This window comes from Kitasatospora sp. NPDC024654, from assembly GCF_055559155.1.
In genome coordinates this window covers 1-5,115 of record NZ_JBVHLF010000187.1, presented here as the reverse complement: position 1 = coordinate 5,115, position 5,115 = coordinate 1, and the positions used below count along the sequence as shown (strand labels likewise).

The 5,115-nt window shown below is 67.4% G+C and carries 5 protein-coding genes; 3 read left to right on the top strand and 2 right to left on the bottom strand.

Annotated elements, in window-relative coordinates:
* The first annotated feature begins 826 nt into the window (after positions 1–826).
* From ACZ38L_RS38385 to ACZ38L_RS38375, 3 genes are all read left to right on the top strand, one after another.
* The gene (locus ACZ38L_RS38385) at positions 827–1,351 is read left to right on the top strand and encodes a winged helix-turn-helix domain-containing protein (protein ID WP_465702599.1); all 525 of its coding nucleotides are present in this window, start codon (positions 827–829) and stop codon (positions 1,349–1,351) included.
* Positions 1,348–1,737, top strand: coding sequence for a hypothetical protein (locus tag ACZ38L_RS38380; protein ID WP_465702597.1), 390 nt, complete (start codon positions 1,348–1,350; stop codon positions 1,735–1,737). Before ACZ38L_RS38385 ends, ACZ38L_RS38380 begins: the two co-directional genes overlap by 4 nt.
* A 173-nt stretch (positions 1,738–1,910) precedes the next feature.
* Complete coding sequence (locus ACZ38L_RS38375) at positions 1,911–2,495, top strand: hypothetical protein (RefSeq protein ID WP_465702595.1); 585 nt, start codon at positions 1,911–1,913, stop codon at positions 2,493–2,495.
* A gap of 407 nt (positions 2,496–2,902) precedes the next feature.
* Here ACZ38L_RS38375 and ACZ38L_RS38370 read toward each other — a convergent pair whose 3' ends face one another.
* The gene (locus tag ACZ38L_RS38370; protein ID WP_465702593.1) at positions 2,903–3,949 is read right to left on the bottom strand and encodes a ParB/RepB/Spo0J family partition protein; all 1,047 of its coding nucleotides are present in this window, start codon (positions 3,947–3,949) and stop codon (positions 2,903–2,905) included.
* An 8-nt stretch (positions 3,950–3,957) separates the two neighbouring features.
* On the bottom strand, positions 3,958–4,674 hold the full coding sequence (locus ACZ38L_RS38365; RefSeq protein ID WP_465702591.1) for a nucleotide-binding protein: 717 nt from the start codon (positions 4,672–4,674) through the stop codon (positions 3,958–3,960).
* Positions 4,675–5,115 lie beyond the last annotated feature (441 nt).

Genomic DNA, 5,115 nt, shown 5'->3' with positions numbered 1-5,115 from the left:
AAAAATGTTGACGTGGGAAGGCTGGGGTGGGTTGGGAGAATGCGCGGGACCATCCCCGGTCGGAGGCCTCCCCCCCCGTCCCCTCCCCGGCACTGGTCGGGCCGTGGACGCCCCGCCCTGGCCCCGCCCCTCGGAGATGGTGGCCCGTGTCCATCCCGGGCTGGGGCAACCTGCCACCCGACCTGCCGAACATCAGCCAGGCCTGCCCACCTCGGCGCGGTTTCCCACACCACCACACACCTGACGACCACCGTGCTACCCAACCCCACCACCCGAAGCGCCACCCGGTGCCACCCACCGCCGACACCGGAGCAGGCGACAGCAGCGCCCCCCCAGCGGCAGGGCACGGCGGGACCGTCGGAGAGCGAGTAGGCATGGAAAGGGCCCCTGGGCCCGGGTCCGGCGGCAGCCGGACTTCCATGACTGGCGTAGTGACCGGCACCGACCTCCAGCCAGCGGGCTGGCATCGGTGCCCGGCCCGGGCTGCGGCAGCGGCACGGATGGACAACCTGCCGGAGGCCCAGCCAGCCGCAGCACCGTCGGCGAGCTGGCGTCAGAACCAGCCCGCGCCGGGTGAAGACTCGCCTGACCGCGGACGTCTACTGAGTATTAAGAGGCGGATGGTGTTTTGCCTGGTCAGAGGGCATTTGCAATGCATGATCGCCACATTCGAGTGCACGAATCATGCATTCACATTGCCTATAGGCAACCTCAGTGTGGCGACACGCCGCTGCGGTGTCGCCAAGCTACTTGCCTATAGGCAAGTTCTGGGTAGGGTGGTCTCATTCATGTTGCCTATAGGCAACATGGCGAGGTGAGGAGGGGTATGGCGCGATCCAACCCGGTGCGGGCCGAGGGCGTGAACCGGGAGACAGGCGAGGTCATGCAGCTGGACCTCTTCAGCGAGGAGGACGCGAAGCCGGGACCGGACAAGGTCCGCTACGACTGGAATCCTCACGCAGGGCGGCACGTCAATGTGCCGAAGACGCTCATGCGGAAGATGTGGCGGAAGGACAGCGGCTACGACCAGAACGATCGGGACATCTTCGGCTTCTACCTGGCGCACAGTCCGGACGGCGCCGAGCCCCTGCGGATGACCTTTAAGGAGATCTCTGAGATCCTGGGCCCTGCGCAGAACACCGTTCGCACCTCGGTGGAGAAGCTCCACCTCGGCGGGCTCCTCCTGGAGGCGGAGAAGTTCGGTCGGATGCGGTTCTACCGAGTGAATCCGCGGGCAGGCTTCGACGGCCCTGCCAGGAAGCAGGTAGACGCCACGAAGGAGGCCCGTCTGCCGGTGGTTCCTGCCCCGGAGGCGCCCGCCAAGCCCGTCAGGAAGAGGAAGGTCGCGTGACGACAGCCGTTATGCACCAGGAGCGGGACGCCGAGTTCACCCAGGCGCTGATGCACCAGCTGCTGCTGCGTACAGCAGGCGCCCCGGGTGCGGACTTTCGCGTGCTCGCGTTCTACGCGACGGTGGCCCCGCTCGGTCAGACCGTGCGCACGGTCGCGAAGCTGGTCGCCGAGGGCCTCAGGATCAGTGAGCCGACGGTGTCCAAGAGCATCAAGCGCCTCGCCGCCGAAGGCTGGTTGGAGCTGGCCTACCGCCAGGGACCGATCAACTTCTACCGGGTCGGCCCCCTCGTGATGGAGGTCGCAGCCGCGGTCTCCGGTGAGGGCGAGGAAGAGGACCTGGCCACCATCCATCACCTTCCCTTCGGTCAGCAGGACGACGAGTAGGTCGTCAGCCCCGAGGGCCCGCCGTTCCTGGCTTCGGGACGGCGGGCCCTCGTCTTGCCGCCGCACATAGCTCCAGGTCGGCCGGGCGCCGCGAGAACGCGCGGTCCGTCGTGGGGATTTGAGTCCGACGCGGCGTAGGTGCCGCAGGCATCTCCGCCGTAGCCGGGCGGGTTGTGAACAAGGCGACCAGGCCGAAGACCGCCGATGCCGCCGGCACCGGCCGCCCCAACCCGCGCCTGCTCCCGCTGCACGACCTGCTCGTCGGGATGGACCGGCCCAAGGGCCGCCTCGTCTGGCTGAACAACCCGCAGGTCCCCGCGCTGCTGAGAGATCTCGCCACCAGCAACATCGCCCTCACCCACGAGGCCATCCAGCTGGTGCCGAACTGGCGCACCGCCGCTTACCTGCGCGACCTGCTCATGGAATGCGGCGCCCTGCCCCGCCAGGACCGCCGGCTCCTGCTCTTCCAACGCTGGCTGGCCGAACGCCTCGCGGCGACCACAGACCCCGAACACAAGCAGGCGGACGACGAGCTCGGGGAGGCGCTGGAGCTGCTGTGGGAGTCCACGCTGCGCCGACCAGGCGAGGGACGATTCCGCCTGCGTCCGGTCGCGGGTGATGGGCTGTCGCCGACCGACCTATCCCGCAAGGGGGCAGCCGAGATCCCAGAGCAACTCCGCGGCGATCTCGATCTTGTGACAGCCCTGCAGATCGCTCACCCCACTGCGATGAAGCACAAGCTGTCGACGGTCACGTAATTCCGGTCCGCCCGAGATTCCGTTCGGGTGTCTCGGTTGGCGGGCGTCGACGTTGCGCCTCGAAATGCACTCTCGGGGGGTGACGGCATGACGACGTCGATCGATCAGATCGCCACCTTGGCGACGTTCGGTTCCAGCTGGGCTGTGCTGGCCGTTGGTCACAACGTCGCGGACTGAACCGCCCCGGGTTCGGTAGTGAACCGCCCCGGGTTCGGTAGGGACTCGAGCGCCCCGGTCCGTTGCATGCCCACCCCCTATCCCTGAGCTACTGAGGTACCAAGCGAGAGGCACTGGTTCATGAGCGCAGACGCGCTCATGAACCAGTGCCTCTTGTGTTTCGGGGTCCTCGGTTACCCGGAGGCTCGAAGGCTCGGGCTATGACCGGGTTATGGCCAGGCCTTGCGGTGTCAGCTTCGGAGACTTTCGATCAGCGCTTCGGCAAGCGCGTAGGCCTCCTGCTTGTCGAGTTCGTTGGTGATGGCTGCGACGAAGGCCCTGATGTCATGCCAGTCGACGCTCCGAGTGTCGGTCGTTGGCTCGGCTCCGCGAGGCTCGGGAACCACCGCCGTGTCGACTACGACGGAACCCTCGATGGCGGGCTCCACGCCTGGGCGCTCCGTCTGCCCCATAACCGGGTTATAGGCCGGCGCGGGTGCGGGCTCTGAAGTTCGCCCGGGGGCTGGCGCCATAACCGGGTTATAGCCGAGGGCGGTGGCGCTGGTCCGGGCGGGCGGGGGAGTGGGCGCCGTATCGGCCGGCTTGCCGGTCGATGGCGTGCCGACCGGAGTGGGCGTGGGGTGCCGGCTGGCCTCGTAGGCGGCGAGCTGTTCAGAGGCCGGTAGGGGAGTGAAGGCGCGGGCTGCCTTCACGCCGAGTTCCCCCGAGGCGACCTTGGCACGCAGTTCCGGGACGAGGTCCAGCAGGGCGATGCGCTGGGAAACGAAGGCCTGGGTCTTTCCGATTCCCTTGGCCACCTTGGTCTGCGACATTCCACGCCCCACAGGTGGCTTGTCCGTGAGCACGCGCAGAGCCTCGGCCTCCTGGATCGGGCTCAGGCCGACACGCAGGAGGTTCTCTGCGACGGCCCACACCAGCGGGTCCTCGGCGGCGTCGTCATTGACGTAGGCCGGGACCTCGTCCAGGTTGGCGAGCCTCGCTGCCTCGAGTCGGCGGTGGCCGGCCACGACGACGTACTGGTGAGCGCCGATGGTGCTGCTGTGCTGAGGGTTGTGCTTGAGGAAGGCGGTGCTGGTGCAGACCGTCAGCGGAGCAATGACACCGACGCTCTCGATGCTGGTGACCAGGTCGAGGAACTCCTGGTCGTCCAGGTCGATTGCGCCTCGAGGGTTATCGGGGTTAGGCGCGATCTGAGGGAGGCCGATGACCGGAGGCCGGGGCGCGGCCTGGGTGGGCTCGTCGAGGGGCTCGCCGTCGAGCATGTCGGCGAGGTTCACGCGGCGACTCATCGGGCGGCCCCGTTCAGGTTGAGCTCCAGGGCCAGCTTGAAGAAGTCCTCGCGGGCTTCGAAGGATGCCCGGTTGGGCTTGTACTGGGTGACGACGAGGCCTTCGGCGGCGGCGCGAGAGTGGACCTTGTAGTGGCGCACGACGGTCTTGGCGAGGGGGAAGCCGTTCTTCTCGACGAACTCCTGGGTCTGCCTCAGGTCGACATCACCGTCGCGCGGATCCCAGTTGTTGATCACCACGGTGTAGGGGAGACCTCGCGGGGCGATGATCTGCTTGACGGTCCTGACGGTCGGCTTGAAGCTCAAGGGCTCGGGCTCGATCGGCAGGATCACGCTGTCGGCGTTGTCGAGGACGGCGCGGAGGATGTCCGCGGCCCGGCCGTCGCCCAGCGGGTCGGCAGTCGTGTCGTCCTCGGACAAGTCGAGCCAGCCCGGGGTGTCGACGAAGATGTGCCGGACCGAGCTGACGCTCCGAAGCTTCCGCAGTGAGCCGAGGTCGTTGTGGGCCTGGGCGAAGAGGAACGGGAGGTCGTCGCCGACGCGGTTCGACCACCAGGCCGTGGACCCCTGCGGGTCCACCGAGACTGCCAGGACGGGAGGTTGTTCGCCGGCCTTCCGGCCGATCACCTCGGCGGTCACAGCGGCGAGGTTGACGGTGAGCGTCGACTTCCCGACGCCGCCCTTCTGGTTCAGAAGAACATGCACGTGTGCCATGAAAAGCTCCGTATGCTTCCCAAAGGTTCTGGTACTCCGGACTGGCACAGGATGTCAGAAACGTTGGTTAAAACAGACATCGGGCCCCGGAACGGCGTGGCGCACCTCCCCTGCCGGGGGGGCTCACATGGTGTAGACACGGTCTCGGCAGCGACAGGACGCCCCGTCGGCAGGCCGCGATCAGACCCCCTGAAACCGCGGTCGGCACTGCGACTAGAAGCGAGCAGTAGACATCCTGGGTAGTCAGAGCGATCCGATCAGCCGGTGTGCGTAGCGCGCGGCCACAAGGGGGGTCTGGCCGTGTGGGGAATACGGACCACCGTGCATCCCTCCCGCCAGCCCTGGATCGGTCGCGTCCAACCTGCGGTGTAAAAGGATCACGGGCGTAGGGTGCCGTGCTGAACCGCCAAGTTCGCACGTCACAGCCCCGAAGGGACCCCT